The sequence below is a fragment of the Undibacterium sp. TJN19 genome, assembly GCF_049339485.1.
Taxonomy (GTDB): Bacteria; Pseudomonadota; Gammaproteobacteria; order Burkholderiales; family Burkholderiaceae_D; genus Undibacterium.
Window position 1 is genome coordinate 1 of sequence record NZ_JBMPPL010000021.1, and the last position, 22495, is coordinate 22495.

The 22495-nt window shown below is 46.1% G+C and carries 25 protein-coding genes; 24 read left to right on the forward strand and 1 reads right to left on the reverse strand.

Annotated elements, in window-relative coordinates; all coding sequences use genetic code 11:
* The 3 genes from ACO0LH_RS27595 to ACO0LH_RS27605 form a co-directional block, all read left to right on the forward strand.
* The coding region (locus ACO0LH_RS27595) for a hypothetical protein (RefSeq protein ID WP_422944365.1) at nt 1-911 on the forward strand (911 nt) is incomplete at its 5' end.
* 125 nt (nt 912-1036) lie between these two features.
* Nucleotides 1037-2089 (forward strand): hypothetical protein, encoded by a 1053-nt coding sequence (locus ACO0LH_RS27600; protein WP_422944366.1) that lies wholly within the window; start codon nt 1037-1039, stop codon nt 2087-2089.
* Complete coding sequence (locus ACO0LH_RS27605) at nt 2082-2627, forward strand: DUF1444 family protein (RefSeq protein WP_422944367.1); 546 nt, start codon at nt 2082-2084, stop codon at nt 2625-2627. Before ACO0LH_RS27600 ends, ACO0LH_RS27605 begins: the two co-directional genes overlap by 8 nt.
* A 267-nt stretch (nt 2628-2894) precedes the next feature.
* On the opposite strand, the gene ACO0LH_RS27610 is transcribed toward ACO0LH_RS27605, so the two are convergent.
* A complete protein-coding gene (locus tag ACO0LH_RS27610) occupies nt 2895-4169 on the reverse strand; it encodes an ankyrin repeat domain-containing protein (protein ID WP_422944368.1) in 1275 nt (424 codons plus the stop codon).
* A 972-nt stretch (nt 4170-5141) separates the two neighbouring features.
* Here ACO0LH_RS27610 and fliQ point away from each other — a divergent pair.
* From fliQ to ACO0LH_RS27715, 21 genes are all read left to right on the forward strand, one after another.
* The gene (gene fliQ / locus ACO0LH_RS27615; RefSeq protein WP_422944369.1) at nt 5142-5408 is read left to right on the forward strand and encodes a flagellar biosynthesis protein FliQ; all 267 of its coding nucleotides are present in this window, start codon (nt 5142-5144) and stop codon (nt 5406-5408) included.
* A gap of 8 nt (nt 5409-5416) precedes the next feature.
* Nucleotides 5417-6178, forward strand: a complete 762-nt coding sequence (locus ACO0LH_RS27620) for a flagellar biosynthetic protein FliR (protein ID WP_422944370.1) — start codon at nt 5417-5419, stop codon at nt 6176-6178.
* The gene (locus ACO0LH_RS27625) at nt 6178-7278 is read left to right on the forward strand and encodes an EscU/YscU/HrcU family type III secretion system export apparatus switch protein (protein ID WP_422944371.1); all 1101 of its coding nucleotides are present in this window, start codon (nt 6178-6180) and stop codon (nt 7276-7278) included. The genes ACO0LH_RS27620 and ACO0LH_RS27625 overlap by 1 nt, the downstream gene beginning before the upstream one ends.
* Nucleotides 7275-9344, forward strand: coding sequence for a flagellar biosynthesis protein FlhA (locus ACO0LH_RS27630; protein ID WP_422944372.1), 2070 nt, complete (start codon nt 7275-7277; stop codon nt 9342-9344). The genes ACO0LH_RS27625 and ACO0LH_RS27630 overlap by 4 nt, the downstream gene beginning before the upstream one ends.
* 43 nt (nt 9345-9387) lie before the next feature.
* Nucleotides 9388-10134 (forward strand): flagellar hook-basal body protein, encoded by a 747-nt coding sequence (locus tag ACO0LH_RS27635; protein WP_422944373.1) that lies wholly within the window; start codon nt 9388-9390, stop codon nt 10132-10134.
* A gap of 33 nt (nt 10135-10167) precedes the next feature.
* Nucleotides 10168-10941 carry a flagellar basal-body rod protein FlgG gene (gene flgG / locus ACO0LH_RS27640; protein ID WP_422944374.1) on the forward strand — a complete coding sequence of 258 codons (774 nt, stop codon included), beginning with the start codon at nt 10168-10170 and terminating at the stop codon, nt 10939-10941.
* Nucleotides 10942-10951: 10 nt separating this feature from the next.
* Complete coding sequence (gene flgA / locus ACO0LH_RS27645; protein WP_422944375.1) at nt 10952-11917, forward strand: flagellar basal body P-ring formation chaperone FlgA; 966 nt, start codon at nt 10952-10954, stop codon at nt 11915-11917.
* A 5-nt stretch (nt 11918-11922) separates the two neighbouring features.
* Nucleotides 11923-12495: a flagellar basal body L-ring protein FlgH gene (locus ACO0LH_RS27650; protein WP_422944376.1), complete on the forward strand. Its 573-nt coding sequence runs from the start codon at nt 11923-11925 to the stop codon at nt 12493-12495.
* Nucleotides 12495-13637 (forward strand): flagellar basal body P-ring protein FlgI, encoded by a 1143-nt coding sequence (locus tag ACO0LH_RS27655; RefSeq protein WP_422944377.1) that lies wholly within the window; start codon nt 12495-12497, stop codon nt 13635-13637. The genes ACO0LH_RS27650 and ACO0LH_RS27655 overlap by 1 nt, the downstream gene beginning before the upstream one ends.
* Nucleotides 13638-13674: 37 nt before the next feature.
* On the forward strand, nt 13675-14058 hold the full coding sequence (locus tag ACO0LH_RS27660; RefSeq protein ID WP_422944378.1) for a flagellar basal body rod protein FlgB: 384 nt from the start codon (nt 13675-13677) through the stop codon (nt 14056-14058).
* On the forward strand, nt 14058-14492 hold the full coding sequence (flgC, locus tag ACO0LH_RS27665; RefSeq protein ID WP_422944379.1) for a flagellar basal body rod protein FlgC: 435 nt from the start codon (nt 14058-14060) through the stop codon (nt 14490-14492). Before ACO0LH_RS27660 ends, flgC begins: the two co-directional genes overlap by 1 nt.
* Nucleotides 14492-14806: a flagellar hook-basal body complex protein FliE gene (fliE, locus tag ACO0LH_RS27670; RefSeq protein ID WP_422944380.1), complete on the forward strand. Its 315-nt coding sequence runs from the start codon at nt 14492-14494 to the stop codon at nt 14804-14806. The genes flgC and fliE overlap by 1 nt, the downstream gene beginning before the upstream one ends.
* Nucleotides 14807-14817: 11 nt before the next feature.
* Nucleotides 14818-16296 (forward strand): flagellar basal-body MS-ring/collar protein FliF, encoded by a 1479-nt coding sequence (fliF, locus tag ACO0LH_RS27675; protein ID WP_422944381.1) that lies wholly within the window; start codon nt 14818-14820, stop codon nt 16294-16296.
* Entirely contained in the window at nt 16296-16805 is a 510-nt protein-coding gene (locus ACO0LH_RS27680) for a hypothetical protein (protein ID WP_422944382.1), read from the forward strand. The genes fliF and ACO0LH_RS27680 overlap by 1 nt, the downstream gene beginning before the upstream one ends.
* An 88-nt stretch (nt 16806-16893) precedes the next feature.
* Nucleotides 16894-18243 carry a FliI/YscN family ATPase gene (locus tag ACO0LH_RS27685; protein WP_422944383.1) on the forward strand — a complete coding sequence of 450 codons (1350 nt, stop codon included), beginning with the start codon at nt 16894-16896 and terminating at the stop codon, nt 18241-18243.
* Nucleotides 18240-18707: a hypothetical protein gene (locus ACO0LH_RS27690; RefSeq protein ID WP_422944384.1), complete on the forward strand. Its 468-nt coding sequence runs from the start codon at nt 18240-18242 to the stop codon at nt 18705-18707. The genes ACO0LH_RS27685 and ACO0LH_RS27690 overlap by 4 nt, the downstream gene beginning before the upstream one ends.
* Complete coding sequence (locus tag ACO0LH_RS27695) at nt 18704-19759, forward strand: hypothetical protein (protein WP_422944385.1); 1056 nt, start codon at nt 18704-18706, stop codon at nt 19757-19759. Before ACO0LH_RS27690 ends, ACO0LH_RS27695 begins: the two co-directional genes overlap by 4 nt.
* Nucleotides 19746-20144, forward strand: coding sequence for a flagellar hook assembly protein FlgD (locus ACO0LH_RS27700; protein ID WP_422944386.1), 399 nt, complete (start codon nt 19746-19748; stop codon nt 20142-20144). Before ACO0LH_RS27695 ends, ACO0LH_RS27700 begins: the two co-directional genes overlap by 14 nt.
* A gap of 23 nt (nt 20145-20167) precedes the next feature.
* The gene (gene flgF / locus ACO0LH_RS27705) at nt 20168-21340 is read left to right on the forward strand and encodes a flagellar basal-body rod protein FlgF (RefSeq protein ID WP_422944387.1); all 1173 of its coding nucleotides are present in this window, start codon (nt 20168-20170) and stop codon (nt 21338-21340) included.
* Nucleotides 21341-21348: 8 nt separating this feature from the next.
* Nucleotides 21349-22131, forward strand: coding sequence for a FliM/FliN family flagellar motor switch protein (locus tag ACO0LH_RS27710; protein WP_422944388.1), 783 nt, complete (start codon nt 21349-21351; stop codon nt 22129-22131).
* A gap of 35 nt (nt 22132-22166) precedes the next feature.
* Nucleotides 22167-22481: a FliM/FliN family flagellar motor switch protein gene (locus ACO0LH_RS27715; protein WP_422944389.1), complete on the forward strand. Its 315-nt coding sequence runs from the start codon at nt 22167-22169 to the stop codon at nt 22479-22481.
* The last annotated feature ends 14 nt before the right edge of the window (nt 22482-22495 follow it).

Genomic DNA, 22495 nt, shown 5'->3' on the forward strand with positions numbered 1-22495 from the left:
TGCACGCCCAACTTGTGAAGCAATATCCCTGCCTTTCGAGCTATGATGAAGATGATCAGGATAGAGATGACTGCCCATGGTCAGATGGTCCACTGATCAATAATTTTGGTTCGCAAATGGCGATGTTGGGTATCAGCAATCATCAGGATGAAGTATTGGCTTACGTACTTGTATGCGCTGGCAAGCTGAACCTTACAGTGATGGATGCGCAAGAAGGCGTGATCTATGGGCCCAACGACCTGCAGGCAATCCAGTTCATCCAAAAACAACAACAGCTTGCTGCTCAAAATCGTCCCTGGAGTGAAAAGACGGTCAGGGACACAGTTTTGGGGTATGTAGAACCCTTGCTAGCGAGGCAGGGTTTTATTTTCAAAAAGAGCAAATCCGCTTTTGAGCGAAACTTTGATGGCGGGAGTCATTTGATTGTATTTGTTACTTATAATTACAATCCTGAATTTAAATTTTCCTTTTACGTATCCGTTAATCTTGACGCTGTGAGTGATCTGAACAAAAAGATTTATGGACCTGAATCAAGTTGCATTACCATGCATTTGGGGAGCAATTTGCTTACTGGAACAAACGTTAATCCTGTCGTAACGAATTTTGAGGAATTTCCGCCTTTGCTGAAGGAATTGACAACACAGTTGGAACAAAAAGTCTTACCTTTTCTGGATCAATGTCGTGATCCGGTTGGCGTCGATCAGAAAATGAATCCTCCAATTTTGCCTGGTTGCGATCAAAGTGAGAGAATGGAGCGCCGCGCTTTAATGGTGGCATGGCTTGCGAATAATCCCAATTTTTTAAATTTGGTGGATCATTATCGTAATATCACTAAAGGACGATTTCAAGCCTATCGGGATCAGTTCGAACAGGCTGCCAGCTATTTACTCCAACACAAAAATGAGGAATGAAACATGGCTTTTGTCGTTGAACGGTGGGCGTGTCTTAAATAAGAGGACCATATCTTCAGACTGATAAAAATTGTCCCAATTCGATCTGTCAACAGACGTGCTTTCAAATCCAATCCATACCCGCCATGAGCTATACGATAGAAATATTTGCCAACCCCTTGCCACAAGACGGACAACAGGCATTGGCCGAAGCTGCGCATATCAAAGGAGACTATCTGCAAGAAAGCGGCAAGATACATCCGTCCCTGCGTAAATTGCACGCCCAACTTGTAAAGCAATATCCCTGTCTTTCGAGCTATGATGAAGATGATCAGGATCAAGAGGACTGCCCATGGTCAGATGGTCCACTGATCAATAATTTTGGTTCGCAAATGGCGATGCTGGGTATTAGCAATCATCAGGATGAGGTATTAGCTTTTATACTTTTGTGCAGTGGAAAATTAGGTCTTACTGTCATTGACCCACAAGAAGGGGTGGTATATCAGCCAAATGATATGCAGGCCATTGCACATATTCAGAAGCAACAGCAACTTGCAGCACAAAAGCGCCCCTGGAGTGAAAAAGTAGTGAGGGACACCGTATTAGCGCATGTTGCGCCTTTAATGACTCGACATGGATTTGTCTTGAAGAAGAGTCAGGCAGGTTTTACACGACATTTTGAAGGGGGTAATCATTACATTGGATTCTCCATACTTAATTACAATCCAGAATTTCAATTCTCTTATGCGGTCTCGGTCAATCTTGACGCCGTAATTGCGCTAGATAAAAAGATTTACGGAGCTGAATCGGATTGTACTACCATGCATTCAAACAGGGAAAGAATGACAGGGATAAAACTCAGACCAGAAGTTAAAAATTTTGAAGAGTTTCCCCCATTGCTGGATGGATTGAGTGAGCAGTTAGAAAAAATAGTGTTGCCTTTTCTGGACCAATGTCGTGATCCGATTGGGGTTGCTCAGAAAATGAATCCCCCTATTTTGCCTGGTTACGATCGAAGTGATCGAATGGAATATTGCGCCTTAATGGTGGCATGGCTTGCGAATAATCCCAATTTTTTAGGCCTCGTGGATTATTATCGTGACTATATCAAAGGATATTCTCAAGATTATCGCGATCATCTTGAGCAGGCGATCAGCTATTTGTTTGAACATAATAATGAAGGATTTTTGAATGACTAATTTTTGTAGAAATGCAATTGCCTATTTAAAAGTAGCGGACCCTACAGAAGAGCGCGGGCTTTCACTGTCTACGCCAAATGCGCCCGTTTTAAAAAACCTGGGTAACGGTTTATGTGTAGCATATGTAGTAGACAATGAACGAGGTCTTGTATATGTTCAACATCGTCATTTATTGGAAGAGAAAATCAGCGCCGAAGATTTACATAAAATTGGTCTGAACAATTTAAAATTGCGCTCAAAAGATGCTATTGAAGTGCAGCAGCACGGTCCTATTTTTGCTGTCATGTTTGATGGGAATTTTGAAGCAAGTATGATCTTATCGGATGGTATCTGGGATAACCTTTTAGCGCAATTTGCTAAGAATGGTTTTATTGTCGCTATACCTGCAAGAGACGTTTTGGCATTTTGTGACGCAAAATCGGAGCAAGGGATTTTTACATTAAAAGAAATGATCAGACGCGTATCAGAAAACGGCGATCATTTACTTAGCAAGTCCTTATATGGTCGCAGGAACGGGGAATGGATAAAACTAAGCTGAACGATTTATTAATTTATTTATTCGACCGCGGCTTATAAAGGCTCACCATTTAGATAATGTCAAGATTTGGGTTAGGTGCTGATTGGGTCTTCCATTGAGAAATTGGATTTTTTTTAAATTCAAGCTGAGCAACTGTACGAAGAAATTACCCTGATTATTAATGACTTTGTTCAGAGAAGGTGATTAAAGTAAGAATTGCGACTGTCGAATTGTATTGTGGCAGGCGCAATTTCTCACTGGTACATTTGCTCCACTCTTTTTGCATGTTCATCTTACTAATTGCGTATTAAGTTCCAGCTTTACAGGTTGTGCTGGAGTGATTACGGACTTTATATCATTTGACGAGGCGCATTTTCCACGTTGTACCGTGCTAAATTTTCCGTCAGGCGAAGTGCATCTGATAAATTGACTTGCTTGCCTCTGATCTGCTGAAACATTTACTTTCGTAGGCCCTGGATTTGCTGCTACAGGCACATTCGGCAATGTAGGTCGTTCAGTAAGTAACTCTCTCTGGTCTGATGAGGATGGGCAAGCGCCATGTCGTATAGTGCCCCTGGTTGTTCCATTGCTGTAAGATGTACATCTGTATGATTCAATGATGGCTCCCTTTGCTATCAATAATTCGGTTGTGTCTTTATTGGCGGCACTTTTGGCTCGATCAAGTGGGGTTCCGCCGTCGACAGTTTCTGAATTGACGTCGGCTCCCTTATTCAACAATTGTTTTACGATGACTGGTGTTCCATATTGCGCCGCCACGTGGATCGCGGTTTCGCCCTGATTTGAACGGATGGTGACATCGGCACCTTTGGCAAGTAACAGATTGACGATTTCGATGTTTTTCTCGTAAAGGGCAGTCACTAGCGGGGTTAAGCCTTTTCCATTTTTGCTGTTGATATCCGCTCCGCTTGTCAACAATAATTCCACGATATCTTTCCTGCCTGTTTCCACTGCCAAATGCAAAGGCGTCTGCTGTCTGTCACCTTTGGCATTCATATCTGCATGGTGTGCCAACAACAAGGTGATCAGAGATTTGTTTTTTGATTTAATCGCCAAATGCAAAGCCGTTGAGCCTTGAGCATTTTTTGCATCCACCAGTGCACCTTTCACAAGTAACCATTGGACTATGCGGTTCTTCCCGCCATCGTTATAAGCCGTCCAAAGTAGTGGTGTCCAACCCGACTGATCTATCGCGTTTACATTAGCCCCTTTCACAAACAGCATTTCAGCAAGGTCTTCTCTTCCATCTGGGATGGCAAATAAAGGTGTTTTACCATCTTTGTTTTTGACGTTTGCATCTGCTCCTATATCCAGGAATTTTTTAATAAGGCTTCTATTCCCTTCGAGGGTCGCTTTATATAAAGGCGTCAAACCAGCCTGATTAGGCGCGTCGATATTCACGCCCTTGGCGCGCAACATATCTATTTGGACCATGTTACCTTTATTGACTGCCTCATATAGCAGTTCTGTGTCGTCCGCCTTAGCTTGCGCAGTGGATGCCAATAAGACGAAAGAAAACATGCAGGTGACTTTATAGATTTTCATGAATGCGTTCAAAGGTAGGTGCCGATTAGTTGATATGCTGCTGTTGATTTTGCTGGAGTGCGAATCTGTCCGGTCGCGTAGGGGGGGAATTTTTCGCAAACTACAGATTGATTGTTTGCTTCCAGAAATACATTATCACCTTGATTATCGTATTGATGCAACTACACGACTGGTTGCATCAGAGAGTTGCAGCTAGTGCCCACACATCAGTGTTTATTTGGACTAACACGTCTCGTCGAATCTGCATTTTTAGTAGAAAACGGCGAGGTCGTAAATTTAGTTAACGGCAATCTAACTAATTTTTAACTAGTACAACTAGTTAGCGTTGTCGCTTTGAGTAAATTTTGTGCAAAGCAATTCTTTAAGACAAACATCATCCCGAATAGCTCCATTGTCAAGTTTCGATGTTCGTTTTTGTCTTACGGAAAGTGATCTAAGATATCAAGTAATATCCGCGCAAAAAGGGTATTCCACGTCTCAAATCGATTACAAGCTTCGGCGCAGTCCAAAAAAGGATTAATACGCGACCACCTCTCATCAGGTAAGACCGTGCAGATACTGACGTGGCCTGAACGTGTTATATCAAAACGTAAAGCCCCTCAACAAATGATTACGCATTTATAGGCGGTTGGCAGGCAACGGAAGTTTAACAAATAGTTAATAGTATGATAGCAAAAAGTCATGCCATTTAATCGGTATATTACAAGTATACAATCAATCAATCGTTGACAAGCGTTTTTGGCATCTGTAACATTCCGTAACACCGCTAAACTTTTTGAATTTCCGCGCTTTTATATTGATGTTGGGCAACGATTTAACACTTGATCTCTTCGGTGTTTGATTGAATTATGTTCAATTTAATCACTTTGCTGATTTTAGGCTTCAACTATTCGATTTTCTGAATCGCCACTGTCCAGTTTGGTAACGCGTGTTTTATTGTTTTCTATGGAATTTGGCATTGGGGAAGTGGTAATGGGATCTGACGTAGCCTTGCATTTAATGGAGCAACTTTTGTGGGTTGCGCTGTTGATCTGTGCACCAATTCTTATTTCTACGCTGGTAGTGGGGCTTGCTGTAAGTGTCTTGCAGGTGGTCACGCAAATCCAGGATATGTCCCTGACGTTCATCCCCAAACTGGTTGCCACAATATTGGCATTGACTGTGTTTGGTTCCTGGATGCTGCGAAAATTATTGATTTTCGCAAAAGAGCTCATCACTAATATTCCCAATTATTTTTAAGCTTACCCATGATTTTAACTACATCAGTTAGCTGGGTAACGGCAGTTTTATTGTGCACACTGCGCTTGGCGGCACTTTTGCTGATGACACCAATCTGGCAGGCCTTGGGCTTGCCAGTGCGCATTCGTGTGTTGCTGGTGGCAACGCTGGCGATGGCGCTGGTGTCTGGTATGCAGTTGGCAGTTGTTCATGCGCCGACCGATTTGTTTTCATTGGTCATGGCCGGGGTGGGGGAGGTGATGTTGGGTGCCTTGATGGCATTTGGCATTTTTGTTGCCTTTGCCGCCTTTTCTTTTGCGGGCAATATGCTGGACTTGCAAATCGGATTTAATATCGCGAATATTTTTGATCCGACCACACGTAGCCGCTCACCTTTAATTGCGGCGCTGCTTGGCATGGTTGCGCTGGCTTTGTTTTTTACGATGGATGCGCATCATACGATGCTGCGTGGCCTGGCATTTTCGTTTGAGAAAATTCCGCTTGGGCAGATGCTGCAATTACCTTCGCCGATGCTGTTGGCAAAGCAGTTTGGCACGGTTTTTTCATATGGCCTGATGCTGGCTGCGCCAGCTTTCTTTTGTCTGTTTCTGGTTGAAATGAGTTTGGCTGTGTTGTCACGCAATTTGCCTCAATTGAATATTTTTATGTTGAGCGCCCCCATTAAAATTGCGGTTGGCATGAGCGTTCTGGCTTATGTTAGCGGGCATTTTGCCTCGGTGACGACCAAGATATTTGCGTCTTTATTCGGTTTCTGGGAGGACGTGCTGTAATGTCTGAGGATACCGACAAAAGCCAGGAAGCGACGCCCTATAAACTGCGCGAAGCGCAAAAGAAGGGGCAAGTTGCAAAAAGTAATGAAGCTAACTTTGCTGCGATTCTTGCTGCGCTGGTAGCAATTGTATTTGCGGTTGGCCCTGGAATGGCAAGGCAGGAGCTGGGTATAGCCCAACACGTATTGCGTGATGCGGGCCGCACTGATTGGTCAAGTAATGGCACTTTGGAATGGCTGTTGCAGGCCACTTTTGACAGTATGGCAGTCATTGCCCCCTTGCTGATTGCGATTTGCGTTGTGGCTGTGCTGGTCAATGTCAGCCAGGTTGGGGGTATTTTCAGTTTCGACCCGATCACGCCTGACTTTACCAAGTTGAACCCGGCCACGGGCATGCAGCGTCTGTTTTCCAAGCGTGTAATTTATGATGCGCTGCGCAGTCTGGCAAAATTGGCTATTCTGGGTTGTGTGACCTGGGGGGCTTTGAGGCATCTGATGCCCGACATGCTGAAGCTGAACTATATCAATGCCCGGTCGCATGCGTCTGTGGTGCTGGGTACGGTGGGGCCTTTGTTGTTCAAGTTGTTTTTGGCGATTCTGATAATTGCCCTGATTGATTTGCTTTACACCCGCTGGGAATATGCGAAGAAAATGCGCATGAGTCATAAAGACATTACCGACGAGCATAAGCAAAAAGAAGGTGACCCACGTATCCGGCAAAGAATCAGGCAGTTGCGTGCCGAATTATTGAAGCAATCACAAGCTGTAGGCAAATTGCCAGAAGCTGATGTGCTGATTACCAACCCTACGCATATTGCTGTGGCAATTTCGTACCGGCATGGTGAGATGTCTGCCCCGAAATTGCTGGCAAAGGGCAAGGGCGAGCTGGCGGCGAAGATGCGTGCCGTGGCAAGGCAGCATAATATTCCAGTGGTGGAGAATCCGCCGCTGGCGCGTGAATTGTACAAGCGTTTGAATTCAGATCAGTTCGTGCCTGAAGATATGTATCCCAAGGTGGCAAAGATTTTGATCTGGGTATATGCGATGCGTAAAAATCGCCAGCAAAACAAACGCAGCGGTCTGCGCGGAGCGTTCGCATGAATGCAATGAGGCGCGTACTGCATAACAATACCGATATCGCGATGGTATTGCTGGTGGTTGGTGTGCTGTTTATGCTGTTCGCGCCGATTCCGTCAGAAATGCTGGATTTTTTAATCCTGGCCAACTTCAGTTTTGCCTTGCTGATTTTGTTGTTGACGTTCTACATGGCGAAGCCGGTGGAGTTTTCTACCTTTCCATCGATGTTGTTGATTGCGACCTTGTTTCGCCTGGCATTGAATATTTCTGCCACGCGGCTGATTTTGCGCGATGCCGATGCTGGCCGGGTGATTGGAGCGATTGGTTCGTATGTTGTCGGCGGCAATTATGTGATTGGTCTGATCGTATTTTTGATATTGGTGGTTGTGCAGTATGTGGTTGTAACGAATGGTGCGCAACGCGTTTCAGAAGTGGCGGCCAGGTTTACCCTTGATAGTATGCCAGGTCAGCAAATGAGCATTGATGCTGACTTGAACATGGGTTTTATCGATCAGGAAGAAGCACAGCGTCGCCGCAAGAATATCAGTAAGGAAGCGGCATTTTATGGTGCCATGGATGGCGCCAGCAAGTTCGTTAAGGGTGATGCCATTGCCGGCATCATCATTATGCTGATCAATTGCATAGGTGGATTGGTCATCGGTGTGATGCAGATGGGCATGCGCTGGGATCAGGCGTTAAAGAGCTATACCTTGCTAACCATAGGTGACGGTATCGTGACACAGGTGCCAGCATTGGTTATTTCTGTCGGCACGGGTCTGATCGTGACGCGTTCATCATCGGATACAAATCTGGGTGTGGAAGCATTTCAGCAGATTACGTCGTTCACTAAAACCTTGTGGTTGGTGGCAGCGGCCTTGCTGGGTTTGATGTTTTTACCTGGTATACCGGCATGGCCCGTGTTGGTGCTGGTGTGCTTTTATCTTGCCTTGATTGCTTTTCGCCGTGACTCTGCAAACCAGGCGGCAGGTAATGAGGGGCCGGATTCTGATACGGCAGATGCTGCTGTTGCAACGGGCAAGGTTTCGGATAAAGAGCAAGATGCTTATGGCTTGTTGCCTGTTGAAGCGGCGGAAGTTTTGCTGGGCATTGATCTGGTGCCGATGCTGGAAAGTGAGCGTGGCATTTTTACCGAGCGTATTGCCGCTTTTCGCAAGCAATACGCACTGGAATCAGGGTTGGTGGTGCCGAACGTACGCTTTCGTGAAGGGGCAAAACTGGCAGCCAACGCCTATGAGATAGTTATTTTTGGTGTAACCATTTCCAGCGGCAGTTTGATGCTTGAAAAATTGCTGGCAATCAAACCGGCGACAGAGACCATTAAATTGCAGGGTATTGATACCAAGGAACCTAGTTATGGCTTGCCTGCATTGTGGATTGATGAATCGCAGCGCGACGAAGCAAAGGCAGGTAAATACACTTTGGTAGAGCCGCCAACGGTGTTCATGACACATTTGTGCGAAGTTTTGCGTCAGCAATCTGCCACCTTGTTAACCCGCCAGGAAACAGAGCGTCTGTTAAAGCGCGTACGCGATTCACAACCTGGTCTGGTGGAAGAAATTATACCTACCGTTTTGGGTGTGGGTGAGATACAAAAAGTATTGCAGAATTTATTGAAGGAAAAAGTTTCTATCCGCAACCTGGATGCGGTGATAGAAACAATTGTTGATCAGGCCAAAATCAATAAAGACCCGGCCTATCTGACTGAGATGGTCAGGCAGCGCTTGGGCGCTTTGATATGCCAGTCTTTGACGCTGGGCGGGAATGTGTTGCAGGTATTGACGCTGGATCCAACCATAGAGCATAACCTGATGCAGAGCATTCGTGCTGTGGAAACGGGCGGGGCGATGGTGGTGGAACCAAAGTTTGCCGAACAAGTCATTACCGGTGTCGCCCAGCATGCGGAAAAAATGATGAAGAGTAATTTGTTGCCTGTCTTGCTTTGTGCGCCTGAATTAAGGCGGCACATGCGGATTTTATCCGAGCGGATGGTGCCACAATTAAGGGTGCTATCGTTAGCTGAAGTGCCTAATACCCTGGAATTGCGCGCTTTTGCTACGTTGTCTTTGTAGTTATTGCGTTGGTTGACCACCCTATTTAATTTAAGTGAACACGATGGCAAATGCATTAATCAGCGCTGTGCAAAGTATGCAAAATGATTTGCAATATCTGGATACGATCAGTCAGAACATGGTGAACGTGGCGACCACGGGTTATAAGCGTGCGGTACCCACTTCCAAACCATTGGTGAGTTTATTTGACGATGTGATGAAGGGGACGGAACAGGCAGGCGATGTCAGTCAAAGCCAGCAGAAATCCGGTGTATTGGGTAGCGTACTTGATCTGTCGACGGGGCCTATCAAGCAAACGGGAAAACCATGGGACATGGCAATTGCCAGTGACGGCTATTTTGAATTGATGACACCTGATGGCCTGGGATATACCAGGGCGGGTGATTTTCATGTTGACGGCAGCGGTCGCCTGGTATCTTCGCAGGGCTATGCAGTGCAGGGTTTGGGCGGCGATATCCAGGTGCGCGGCAGCGATATTACAGTCGACCATACAGGGCGTATTTTGCAAGGTGATCATCAGATTGCTCAGTTGAAGATAGTGCGCTTTGCCGAACCGAAAAAAATGGTAAAGACTATCAATGGTTTGTTGCAGCCAGCAAGTGCCGAGAATCAGGCGATGGAAAGTCAGCCAGAAATTCAGGTTGGTTTTCTGGAAAATTCAAACGTGACGCCTATGCGTGAAATGGTGGCGATGATGGAAACGACGCGTCATTTCGAATCTGCGCAGAAGTTGTTCCAAGGCTATGACGAGATGCTGAACACCGCGATACAAAAATTGGGCGAGTTTTAATCGCCTGCCTTTTAAGATTTTGGTAATAAATTTATGAATAATTCTTTATATATCGCAGCAACGGGTATGCAGGCTCAGCAAATGAGTATCGATACGATTGCCAATAATTTAGCCAATGTCAGTACCAATGGTTTTAAAAAGGGGCGCGTCAATTTTCAGGAAATGTTGCATGTGGATGGTGCTGCCACTTCACAAAGCCCGCTGGCTGCGGTTAACCCTGTCGGTTTGGGCATTGGTATAGAAAACGTGTCCAGGGATTTTATGTCTGGTGCATTGACCCAAACCAACTCGCCGATGGATATTGCCATCAATGGCAGTGGTTTCATTGAAGTCACACTGGCAGATGGTGGCCGCGGTTATACCCGTGGCGGCACTTTGCAGATCAATCAGGATTCTTATCTGGCTACCAGTAGTGGCCAGGTACTTAAGCCAGCTATTCATCTTCCTCAAAATGTGTCCAGCATTACGATAGGCAATGATGGCAAAGTTATGGTGCAGGTGGCAGACCAGGCACAAACGACCGAGGTTGGTCAAATCGAGCTGGTCAATTTTTCTAATCCTGCGGGGTTGAAAATGGTTGCAAGCGGCGTGTATCAGCCAACCGAAAGTTCAGGCGACGCCACTTATGGCAAGCCTGGTGCGCAAGGCTTCGGTGGCATTGCGCAGAATGTGCTGGAAGGGTCAAACGTTTCTCTGGTTGATGAGATGGTGACCCTGATGATCGCCCAACGCGCTTATGAAATGAGTTCAAAGATCGTGCAGGCATCGGATGAAATCATGTCTTTGACAAATAATCTGCGTCGTTGATATCTGCACCATGCGCTTACTGTTACGTCTATTTTTCGGGTTAAGCATCCTGGCGACAATGCCAGCGATGGCGGCTGTTTTCGCGACCCTGAAAAATGATGTGACTGTCAGCGCTGCCAAGGTGCGTGTGGGAGATGTGATTGAGATCACAGGCGACGACGCAATAAACAAGGCACTGACAGCAACTGCGCTTGGAAATGCGCCGTTACCAGGGTATAGCAATCGTTACAGCCGTAAAGAAATTGAACGTGTTGTCCATTCCAGTGGAATTAATCAGGTAATTAACTGGCGTGGTGCAGATGCCGTACGGGTAGAGCGCAAGGCGAAGTTCTACGATTCTGATTTGCTGGTTACTGCTGCAGAAACATATGTAAGAAATATATTAAATAGCGAAAATAACAAATACCAGATTGACATTGAGCTGGCAGAACGTTTGCCTGAATTATTGCTGTCCGACGGCAATGTTGAAATCAAGCCGCGCCACATGACGATGATGGATGCCTTGCATTCTCGCGTGACGGTATGGTTGGATATTTCAGTAGCTGGCGTTTTTAGCCGTTCGATACGTGTTCCGTTGAAGGTCAAAGTCTTGGCCGATACGCTGATTGCTAAACGAGACCTGGCAAAAGGTATTTCACCTACCTGCGATGACCTCGTTACGCGTGAAGCGGATATTGCCAGTATGGATGGCTTGGCCTCTGCAGCAGATTGCAATTTATTGAAAGGCAATTTAAAGAAGGCAATTGCAGCAGGGACTGTGTTGACGAAGAATTTTATTCAGGCACCCATTGCGATAAGCCATGGTGATAACATCAGCTTGCTGCTGAATGCTGGTGCTTTTGTGCTGGAATCAAGAGCTACGGCGCTGGCTGACGGCGAAATCGGTCAGCGTATTCAGGTAAAACCCACTGCTGCAACCGATACTATCATTGCAGTCGTCGTGGCACCTGGTGTCGCGAAAGTAATAGGGAATTAAGAGCAATGAAATCGATATGCACAACCCTGATGTTGCTGCTGGCAGTATTTTCGGCGCCAGCCAGATCAGACAATTTATACAATGAAAATACCTATCGGTCACTGGCATCAGATAAGCGCGCCCGTTTGCCGGGCGATGTGCTTACCGTTTTGATCTACGAAAATTCCAGCGCTTCCACTAGTGCCGATACCAATTTGAAGAAGAAAAATGATATTGGCGCACAGGTAAGCGTCAATCAAAACAATCATCAGGCGCATGTTGGTCTGAGCAATGATTTCGATGGTGGCGGCAGTGTACAGCGTACTGGGAAATTGCTGGCCCAAATGACAGTGACGGTGACCAAAATAGAAGAAAATGGTGATCTGTGGGTGAAAGGGCAGCAATTATTGGAAATTAATTCGGACCAGCAAAAGATTGCTGTTGAAGGGCGCGTACGCCCACTGGATATTTCTGACAGCAATACGATACTGTCTTACCGACTTGCAGATGCCAAAATCAGTTATCTGGGGGATGGTGATCTTGCTAGCCGTCAACGTCCAGGTATCTGGTCGCGTCTTTTTGTATGGGCGGGATTCTGATGCTTGATATCCGCACAGGCTTGAAGCTGCGATTGATGTCCCTGATCTTGGCAGTGTTTTCAGTGTTGCTGAGTAATGCTGCCTATGCTGATATGGTTCGCCTCAAGGATATAGGGAAATTTTCTGGCTGGCGTGAAAATGCATTGGTTGGCTATGGACTTGTAACTGGTTTGGCAAATACGGGAGATTCACCCAACAATAAAGCGACGCGTCAGTCAATTGCCAATGTATTGGCACAATTTGATGTGGCGGTACAACCAGATCTAGTACTTAGTCGTAACGTCGCTGCGGTGATGATCACGGCGAAGTTGCCTGCTGTGGCACATCAGGGTGACACGATTGATGTCACAGTTACTTCCATTGGTGACGCACGTAGTCTGGTCGGGGGGACATTGTTGACTGCCCCTTTAAAAGCACCGAACGGTAAAGTATATGCGCTTGCGCAAGGTGCCTTGTTTGTTGGTGGCTACAAATACGATTTAAACGGCAACGTGGCTCAGAAAAATCACCCGACAGTAGGGTCCGTTCCCGCAGGCGGAATTGTTGAAGTAGCTGTACAGGCCAGGATTTTACGCCCTGACAATACAATGGTTTTTACGCTAAGCGATGCCGACTTTACTACATCCTCACGTATCGCCGCAGCGATCAATAAGGCGTTTGGTGAAACTTTGGCTAAAGCGCAGGACGCGGAAGGTGTTGAAATTCGCGTCCCTGAAGCTGACCGTGAATATCTCGTGGATTTTGTGACGCGGATAGAGAAACTAAGTATTGAGCCGGATACGCGGGCAAGGGTAGTCATTGACGAAAGAACCGGCACCATCGTTTCAGGTGGCGATGTGCGTATCGCCAAGGTTGTGGTTTCGCATGGTGACCTGAAATTGTCAATTATTACTGATAACTCTGTTTCGCAGCCAATTCTGATCAGAAATACGGGTGCAGAAATACGCACGGAAACCGTTTCAAATTCACGCATCAATGTTTCAGAGAGGTCTGAAACTGGATATGTCAGTGCGTCCAATAATACGGTCGCAGATCTGATTCATGCTTTAACACGTATCAAAACCAATACCCGTGACATTATTTCGATATTGCGTGCAGTTAAGGCTGCGGGTGCCTTGCGTGCTGATTTGATTATTCAATAATAGATTCATCGATAAACTTAAATTTGGAATTTCTAAGATGTTTGGACAAGCTGAAGCAGTGACGATGGATATGTTAAAGGTTGCCCTTGATGCAGCCAGTTTAAGGCACCAGGCAATTGCCAACAATATTGCTAACGTTGACACGGCAGGATATCGTCCGGCCAGCGTCAATTTTGAACAGCAAATGGATGCTATACGTTCAACACTCGCGCAAGGCCGTGCTGTTCAACCAGAAATGTTGCGTGGCATATTGCCAGTCATTGAACGGGCATCTCCAGTAACAGATTTTGACCGAACGGCGTTGCTGGATACTGAAGTAAGCAATATGGCGCAGAACACCGTGCAATATGAGGCCCTGTTAAAAGCGATGGGAAAACATATGTCCATACTTAGTTCGGCAGTCGCGGAAGGGAAACGCTGATGGATTATCGTAACGCATTTGCGATCAGTGCCACCGGCATGAATGTGGAAAAATTGCGCCTGGATACAACAGCCAATAATATTGCCAATCTTCATAGCACTAAAGGTGCCGATGGGAAGCTATATCGCCCTTTGCATGTGAAAGTGATAGAGGCCGGCGATAACTTTGCTGTTGATTTTGAACGGATGTCCGGCGCGACTTTACGTGGTGTGCAGGTCGGTAGTGTAGAAGAAATGGACGTAGCACCACGCAAGGTCTACGAACCTGGCAACCCAGACGCTGATGACAAGGGATATGTCTCTATGCCGGGTATTAATCATGTTACAGAGATGGTCAACGTTTCAAGTGCATTGCGTGCCTATGAAGCCAATGTGGTTGCGATGAATGCCGCCAAACGTATGGCCTTAAAAGCCCTGGAATTAGGAGGTTCATGATGTCTATTGATGCAATCAATTCTATTTCGGCCTTTATTCCGGCAATTTCAATGCCGGAATTGTCCGCCGGAACTGCACCCATGGCAGCACCGACCGCGCAGTTTTCAAGCTGGTTTACTGAGCAATTATCGCAAGTCAATGATCAACTCTTGACTGCTGATAAAGGCGTCCAGCAGCTTGCGGCAGGCGACGCCAGTAACCTGCATCAGGTCATGATTAATCTTGAGCAAGCAAAATTGTCGATGCAACTCGTCATGCAGGTAAGAAATCATCTTTTGGATGCATATCACGAACTTTTACAGATGCAAGTTTAGGGCAATAGCAAGTGAACGATTTTATCGAATTTTGGCGACGTATTGACCGTCGCTCGCGGATAGGTATGCTATTCGGCGTAGTGCTGATAGCTATTATCATTATCGCTTTTGGCGCTTGGACCTTGCGTACTGACTATCAGGTACTGTTTGCCGACCTTGCTCCACAAGATGCTTCAACGATGGTAGCAGAACTTGACCAGATGAAAGTACCTTATCGTCTCGCAGGGAACGGCAACACCATTTTAGTGCCAGCTGATGTTGTTTATAAAACCAGGCTCAAACTGGCAGGCAAGGAATTGCCTTTGCGAGGTGCTGTTGGCTTCGAATTATTTAACAACAGCGAAGTCGGCATGACCGAGTTTGCGCAGAAGATCAATTATCAGCGTGCCTTACAAGGCGAACTGACACGTACTATTTCTGCTTTGGATGAAGTCCAATCCGTACGTGTGCATTTGGTATTGGCTGAACAGGCTTTGTTTAAAAAGAGTGGTACGCAACCCAAGGCATCCATTACCATTGCGGTCAAACCCGGTAAATCATTGGATATGGGGCAAATCCAGGGCATACAGCGTCTGGTTGGCGCCGCTGTTCCAGATATTAAACCCAACGATGTGACGATCCTGGATCAGCACGGTGTTGCACTGACAAAGAAAAGCGGCGAGCCTGGTCAGGACATGATTTCTTCATCGAATAGTCTTGACGAAAAGCGGGCAATTGAAACTTACCTCAATAAGAAAGTCATCGAAGTTCTGGATAAGACCTTCGGTGCCGGACAGGGTATCGCGACTATCGATGTTGTTCTCAATAACGAACAAAAAAAGACCACCACCGAAACACCATTACCTGCAAATTCAAAAGAAGATGGGCAGCCGACAGGTGTCATTGTTAAAGACAAACAGACTGCGAATGAAACCAATCGCGGTAATAAGGCAGAAACAACCAACAATCCAGCAACAGGCGATGTGACGCAGAGCAGTCGTGAAGTTGAATATCAGGTTGGTCGCAAAGTGGAACAAGTTATTTCTGCCGCCGGGGCAGTCAATCATGTCAATATTGCAGTGGTAATTCGCCGGGGCCTTGAACCAATGCAACTAGAGCGACTGAAGGATCTCGTTGCGACTGCTGCAGGTATTGATAAAACGCGTGGTGATATTGTTTCCGTTTATTCTGTCGAGCAAATGGCGACAATTTCGGCAAGCGAGGCTGCTGCATCAGGAAAAGAAGTCATCGCAGAAGATTCCTCAGCGTTATTGTTGGTGAATAAAGATGCTGCTGATCAGGTGGCCAAAGCTGCTGCAAACCGAACAGAATATATTGTGATGGTTCTGGCTGCACTATTGGTATTGTTTTTAATTGTGCTTTGTGTTCGTCTGCTGAGAAGGCCAGAAGTGATCACTCGCAGCTTAAGTGAATATGAAAAGCGCCGCCTGTTAACACAAGTAACGACATGGCTGGATAGTTCACGTCAAAATCCGGTGGAGCGCAACTGATGCCAGGTTTCAGACAATCTGCTTTGTTATTGCATGGTTTGAGCGTATCAGATCAACGCTGGATACTTGAGCGCCTCGCCGCAGATGATCAAAAGCTTTTGCGAGAACATCTTGCCGAGTTAAAAGATTTAGGCATACCCGCAGACAGTAGCATGTTAAATAATTTGGGGATTTCTGCAGATGGCAGCAAACTGAGCCCGACTCAAGCTGCCGCCGCCGCAGACATGCTGATGGCTTTGAAGGATGAACCTATCTGGTTGTTAAAGCAGGTATTATCCCTTGAGAACTGGCATTGGAAGCAGGCGTTTCTTGCTGGGTTAACTCAGGGGCAAAAAGAGAAATTGCAATCTTTACAGATACCTGCACTGAGTGTGCGTGCGCAAATTAGCTTACGCGCCTATCTGATCGAACGATTAAATGGGAATCAGCATGAGCACGCAGATTTAAGGGGCGAGTCACCAGTTCGTCGGGGCTGGGTTAGTCGAATCTTAAAGGCAATAAAACATTGACTATGATGCTGTTCCTTATTCTCTCCTTCCAAGTCTTCGTCTGCGTACTCATTTCGTGGACAGATTTGGCACGAATGGAGTTTATCTGATGCAACGCTATCTGGATGCGGTCAGATCCGCTGATTTTGTTCAAAAACTGGGCCATGTGCGGCAATTGGCAGGGTTAAGCATTGAATCAAGTGGTCCAGATGTACTGGTTGGTGAGATTTGCGAAATAAGAACGCGCAACGGTGACCGTAAGCTGAAGGCAGAGGTCGTCGGTTTGCGTGATGGCCGGGTCATGTTGATGCCGTATGGTGAAATACACGGCATAGGTGTAGGGAGTGAAGTACTGGCGACCGGTCAGCTGCCGCGTATTGCAGTTGGTAAGCATCTTCTTGGACGTGTCATTGATGCCTTCGGCGATGCTCTGGATGGAAAGCCTTTAATGTCGGCCACCGAATATAGACCATTAAAAGCCGCGCCGCTGAATCCCCTTTCCAGACCACGCATTACAGAAATTCTCGAGACAGGTGTTAGGTGCATAGACAGCATGCTGACGATAGGTAAAGGGCAACGCGTTGGTATTTTTGCCGGCAGTGGAGTGGGGAAGAGCACTTTGCTTGGAATGATAGCGCGTCACACGTTTGCTGACGTAAACGTGATTGCCCTTATCGGTGAGCGTGGTCGTGAAGTGCGCGAATTTATTGAAAAACATTTGGGTGAAGATGGGATAAAGCGATCTGTCGTTGTCGTCGCCACATCGGACCAGCCTGCACTTGCCCGTGCCCGCGCAGCATACGCAGCGACAGCAATTGCGGAATATTTCCGCGATGCCGGAAAACAGGTCATGTTGACCATGGATTCTGTCACCAGGTTTGCGATGGCAAAGCGCGAAATTGGTTTGTCGATAGGTGAACCTCCGACAGCGCGTGGTTATACCCCTTCGGTTTTTGCCGAGATACCAGAATTGTGCGAACGATGTGGGACTGCTGCTTCAGGTGGCGCAATAACGGCCTTATACACAGTATTGGTCGAAGGTGATGATTTTAATGAGCCTGTTTCGGATATGCTACGCGCAACTTTGGATGGACACATCATGTTATCGCGTCGCCTGGCGCAGCAGGGGCATTATCCCGCTATCGACGTATTGCATAGTGTCAGCCGCTTGCTTGGCGATTTGATATCAGATGAAGATCAAATACTGGTTCACGACACTTTGGAAGTGATGGCCAGCTATGAACGAAATCGTCAGTTGATCGACATGGGTGCGTATCGTGCTGGAAGCAGCACCGAAATCGATCAGGCAATTGACTTGTGGCCGACCTTAGTCAAATTTATGCGCCAACGTGATGAACCGGTGCTTGACAGGAAGCAGGTTGTTGCACAGTTGCGTATGATCATGCAGGATCAGAAATCAAAAACTAAAGATGCCGCAAATGAAGGTGCGCTGCAATGACAAAAGATCGTCGTGGATTTCATTATGCGTTAGAGCCAGTTCTGAAAATGACGGAATGGGAAATGAATGATCTATTTCAAGACCTTTCTGAGCACAACGTCAGGGTCGACCTGCAACAAGAAAAAGTGGATCATTTAAACAATGCAATTGCATCAGCACGAAAGGAATTGGTCAGTCAGAGACAGCGCAGCAGTTTAATTAATATCGACGCGCAGCGCAGAGCACATAATTATTTATTGCAAGTTCAGGGGCAATGCCAGACAGAGAATAGTCATTTGGAGAGAGTCATCAAAGACCGCGATGAAGTACAGATGCGTCTGAACGAGATCAGAAAATTTGCAGATAGTCTTGAAAAAAATAAAGAAACTGTCGGGCATGAATTTGATCAGGAAACCGCAAAAAAAGGATACCAATTGTCTGATGATAACTGGTTACAACGTATGCATTGGAAGGCTGCGAAATGACAAAAATTAGCGCGTTTTTGCAAATGCCCTCAGACGGCACCAGGCAAGACCGGAAAAACGATGTTGACAGTCAACATGAAAACTGGTTACGCCAGATAGAGCTTTCATTGATGTCTGATCTGAATCAGCATGGCAATGTGAATGCGGGCGCTATACGTGCCGTCAAATATGCTTTCAGGCAGGAAACTCATACTGAAAGCGAATACCAGACACAGAATGATCAGGTAACAGCTGCGAATAATCGCCAGCAAGATATGTCATTCAAACGCAGTATTTATCCTGTAACCCCATCTGTTGCAAAGCCAGTTGACTCGATCGCTAGCAGTAGCGCAGAAGCCGCTATATTAACGACTGACCAAGCAAGGTCAGGCAACGCCGTCGACAGAGAAATGTTGGACATAACTGCCTCGGTAGCTGAGGATCTTAGTGGTGGGATAGAAGCGAATTCGATACAAATGACCACCGTCAGCATGAAGGTATTTGATCAAGTTGCATCGGCACAAAACTCATTGCCGATGGCAAATGGGTTCATTGAAAATTCCTCACTGGAATCTGTTGCCAAAGATAGTGATCGTATGACGACAATTAATTCGTCTCTAGCAGCGATGCCACGCACTGCGCGCTTAATGCGCGAAACAGCGATGTTTTCAGAATCAGATCAAGAAGAAACAAGCTTCAATAATACTGAAAATGAACCGGAAACCAGTGCTGGTGCCGCTGAACAGCTACAGGATAAGCAGGCATGGGAAAAACGCATGATGCATCTGATAACAGAGGGTAAGAATGTCAATGTATGGATACGCGATCAAAATATCGAAACAAGCCAAACGCCACAACTGATAAGTCGACTGGTTAGTGAGATGGCAGCGTCTGGCATGCGTTTGAACGGAGCCTCTGTCAACGGTAAACTGGTCTTTAAAAATGAAGAAGATGCTGAAGGCGATAAAGAAAGCCTGACAGAAACAGACCGATCGTCAATCAAGCATGAAATGGGTGACCACAATACTTCATTTAATTCTGTAAAAAAAGGGCAAAAATATGGCACTCAATAGTATTGCTGCAGTTAGTTCAACTGCAAATCAATCGCATATTAACCAACAGGATTTTCTGAAGATTCTATTGACGCAACTGAATGCGCAAGATCCATTGAAACCCATGGACAATACTGCTTTCGTTGCACAACTTGCACAATTTTCTCAATTGGCGCAAACCCAGGAAATGTCTGCAAATATCAGCCAACTGCTGGCAGTGCAGACAGCAGTTCAGTCAGTTGGTCTGTTGGGACATATCGTCAGCGTTACAAATAATGGCAGTACGGCTACTGGGACTGTTACTGATATATCTGTCAGTGGAAATGCGCCTGTTTTGACGATACATCCGACCACCGGTGCTGACATATCAGGTGTCGCATTGAAACAAGTTTTTGATATTCGCTAACGTCTAAGCGGCAAGGAATTATTATGTTGAACTCGATTAAAATCGCCACTACCGGACTGACTGGTTTTTCTAAAGAATTGCAAACGATCAGTAATAATGTAGCGAACTTAAATACTCCTGGATTTAAAGGGTCGAATGCAAAATTCAGTAGTCTTTTTTCACAAGAAGGTGATAGCGCCAGCAGTGGGCATCAAGGCGCATCATCGGGAGCTGGCCTCGCGGTGCTGCCAAGCGTAGTTAATTTTGCGCAAGGTCAGATTAATCAGACGGGAAACGATCTGGACGTTGCAGTCGACGGTAATGGTTTCTTTGTACTGCACGATAGCAGAGGGCAGACTTTGTACACGCGTGATGGTTCTTTTAAATTCGACAGCAAAGGTTTTCTTGTTGATGCCGATGGCAATCATGTACAGGCGCTGACCAATCAGGGCGTCTTGCAGGATATTTCCATTACCGGTTTAAAGAATAATTCCGCGTCAGCCTCCAAGGCCATTCAACTGACAGGCCGTCTGTCTACTGCTGATACAGATAAAGCTGTCGGTGGTGTCATTGTTACGGATGCTGTTGGCGGTTCGCACACGTTGGCCGTTAATTTCAAAAATAATACAGCGGTAACCCCTGGCAGCTGGCTGGTGACGATAAAGGATGGTAATGACACCGTAGCTACAGGCGAGGTGAAATTCATCAACGGCGCGCTGGACCCTGCTCACAATTCAATCTCGTTTACTTATTCGCCAGCTGGCGTTAGTGCATTGCCATTGACCATGACGCTTGATGCCAGCACCACTAGTGCTGCAACAGGAACATCCACGTTAGCCGTGTCCAGTATAGATGGCTATGCGCAAGGTGATATGTCAAAAGCGAGCTTCGATGGCGAAGGTAATCTGGTCATTACCTATACGAATGGCCAGACTTCAAAAAATCAGACACTAGCGTTGGCAAGCTTCAGCTCAACGGATCACCTGGTTGCTGTCAGTGGCAATAAATTCAAAAGTACACGCCAGCAAGATGTGTCGATTGGCATCGCAAACAGTAGTATGAGCACCATCGACGGCGGCTCTCTGGAAGGTTCGAATGTCGATTTATCCAAGGAATTCAGCGCAATTATCATCACCCAGCGCGGCTATCAGGCCTCTTCTGAACTGATCAGTACCGCAAATCAGATGCTTGATACGCTTCTACATATGAAAGGCTAAGTGAGATAGTGAATGTCTCTCCCTTTTTATTGCTAAAAAATAGCACACTGCTGGCAATTAACGAACAGTTAAATACCAGTATTAAAAAATGGGCTGCTGAATGGAAAGTCAGCGCTGAAAATTCAGGCAACTGTTTTCCGGCAATTCAATTTCAAGCGACTCTTTTTACCGAAGATAATTGGGATATACGCAGTCTTGAAAATGGCAGTAGCGTGTGGATCAAGACAGGTGACGGCTTGCATAGATACCTGGAACAAGCAATTTTTGGTTTGCAAAGTATGGATGCAACCTCTGAAAAAAATGCAAGTTCACCGTTGGCAATGCAGGTTGTCGATGATGCTGTTGCTGAATTAATTGATTCCATGATTGGTAATATTACCCAACAAGAAATTTTGTCAGAAACCGCCTTTTTTCAGCCTCCTGCGCAGCTTTTCAAATCAGGCTCTGGTGCTGTAGTCTGCACAGTCTATTTGGGTGCAAAAGCCCTTTGGATATTGTTGCCCGAGGCTGCACTTTTACGTTTTAAAAAATTTCGCATTGCTTCGTCTTCAAGTAAGCTGTTGCCATTGCATAAAGCTTTGAAAGATATCCGTGTCAGTCTGGCAGTTGAGGTGAGTGGTGCAGAATTGACGATCGGGTATTTGGGTACTTTAGAAATCGGCGATGTATTAAAACTACCGACCAGTCTTGAACAGTCGCTCAGAGTTGCTATGCCTGATGACACTACGGTTTGTCATGCTCATCTTGGCATTGCGTCTGGATCACTGGCGGTCGAGCTTGTAAAAGCTTGAGTGTTATAAAGTACATTGAGTAAATAGGAAACAGAATGAATTCATCAACACATACCATCGAATTGTCCGAACTGAACACACATGCACCCGGGCCATCCTTACTGGATGGTAATTTGAATGTGGTGCAGAGTGTCAAAGTGAAATTGTCAATTCGTGTCGGTGAAACCGAAGTTAGTATTGGTGAGCTGATGAATATGCGCGAAAATCACATCTTGAAATTGAGTACCTCTATCGATACGCCTGTAGATGTTCTTTTGGAAGGCAATGTCGTCGCCCGTGGGGTACTTGTTGCTGTCGACGACAACTTTGGCGTTCAAATTTCTGAGTTGCCACAAGCGGGCAAAGTCTGATGTCTCGCAATGCA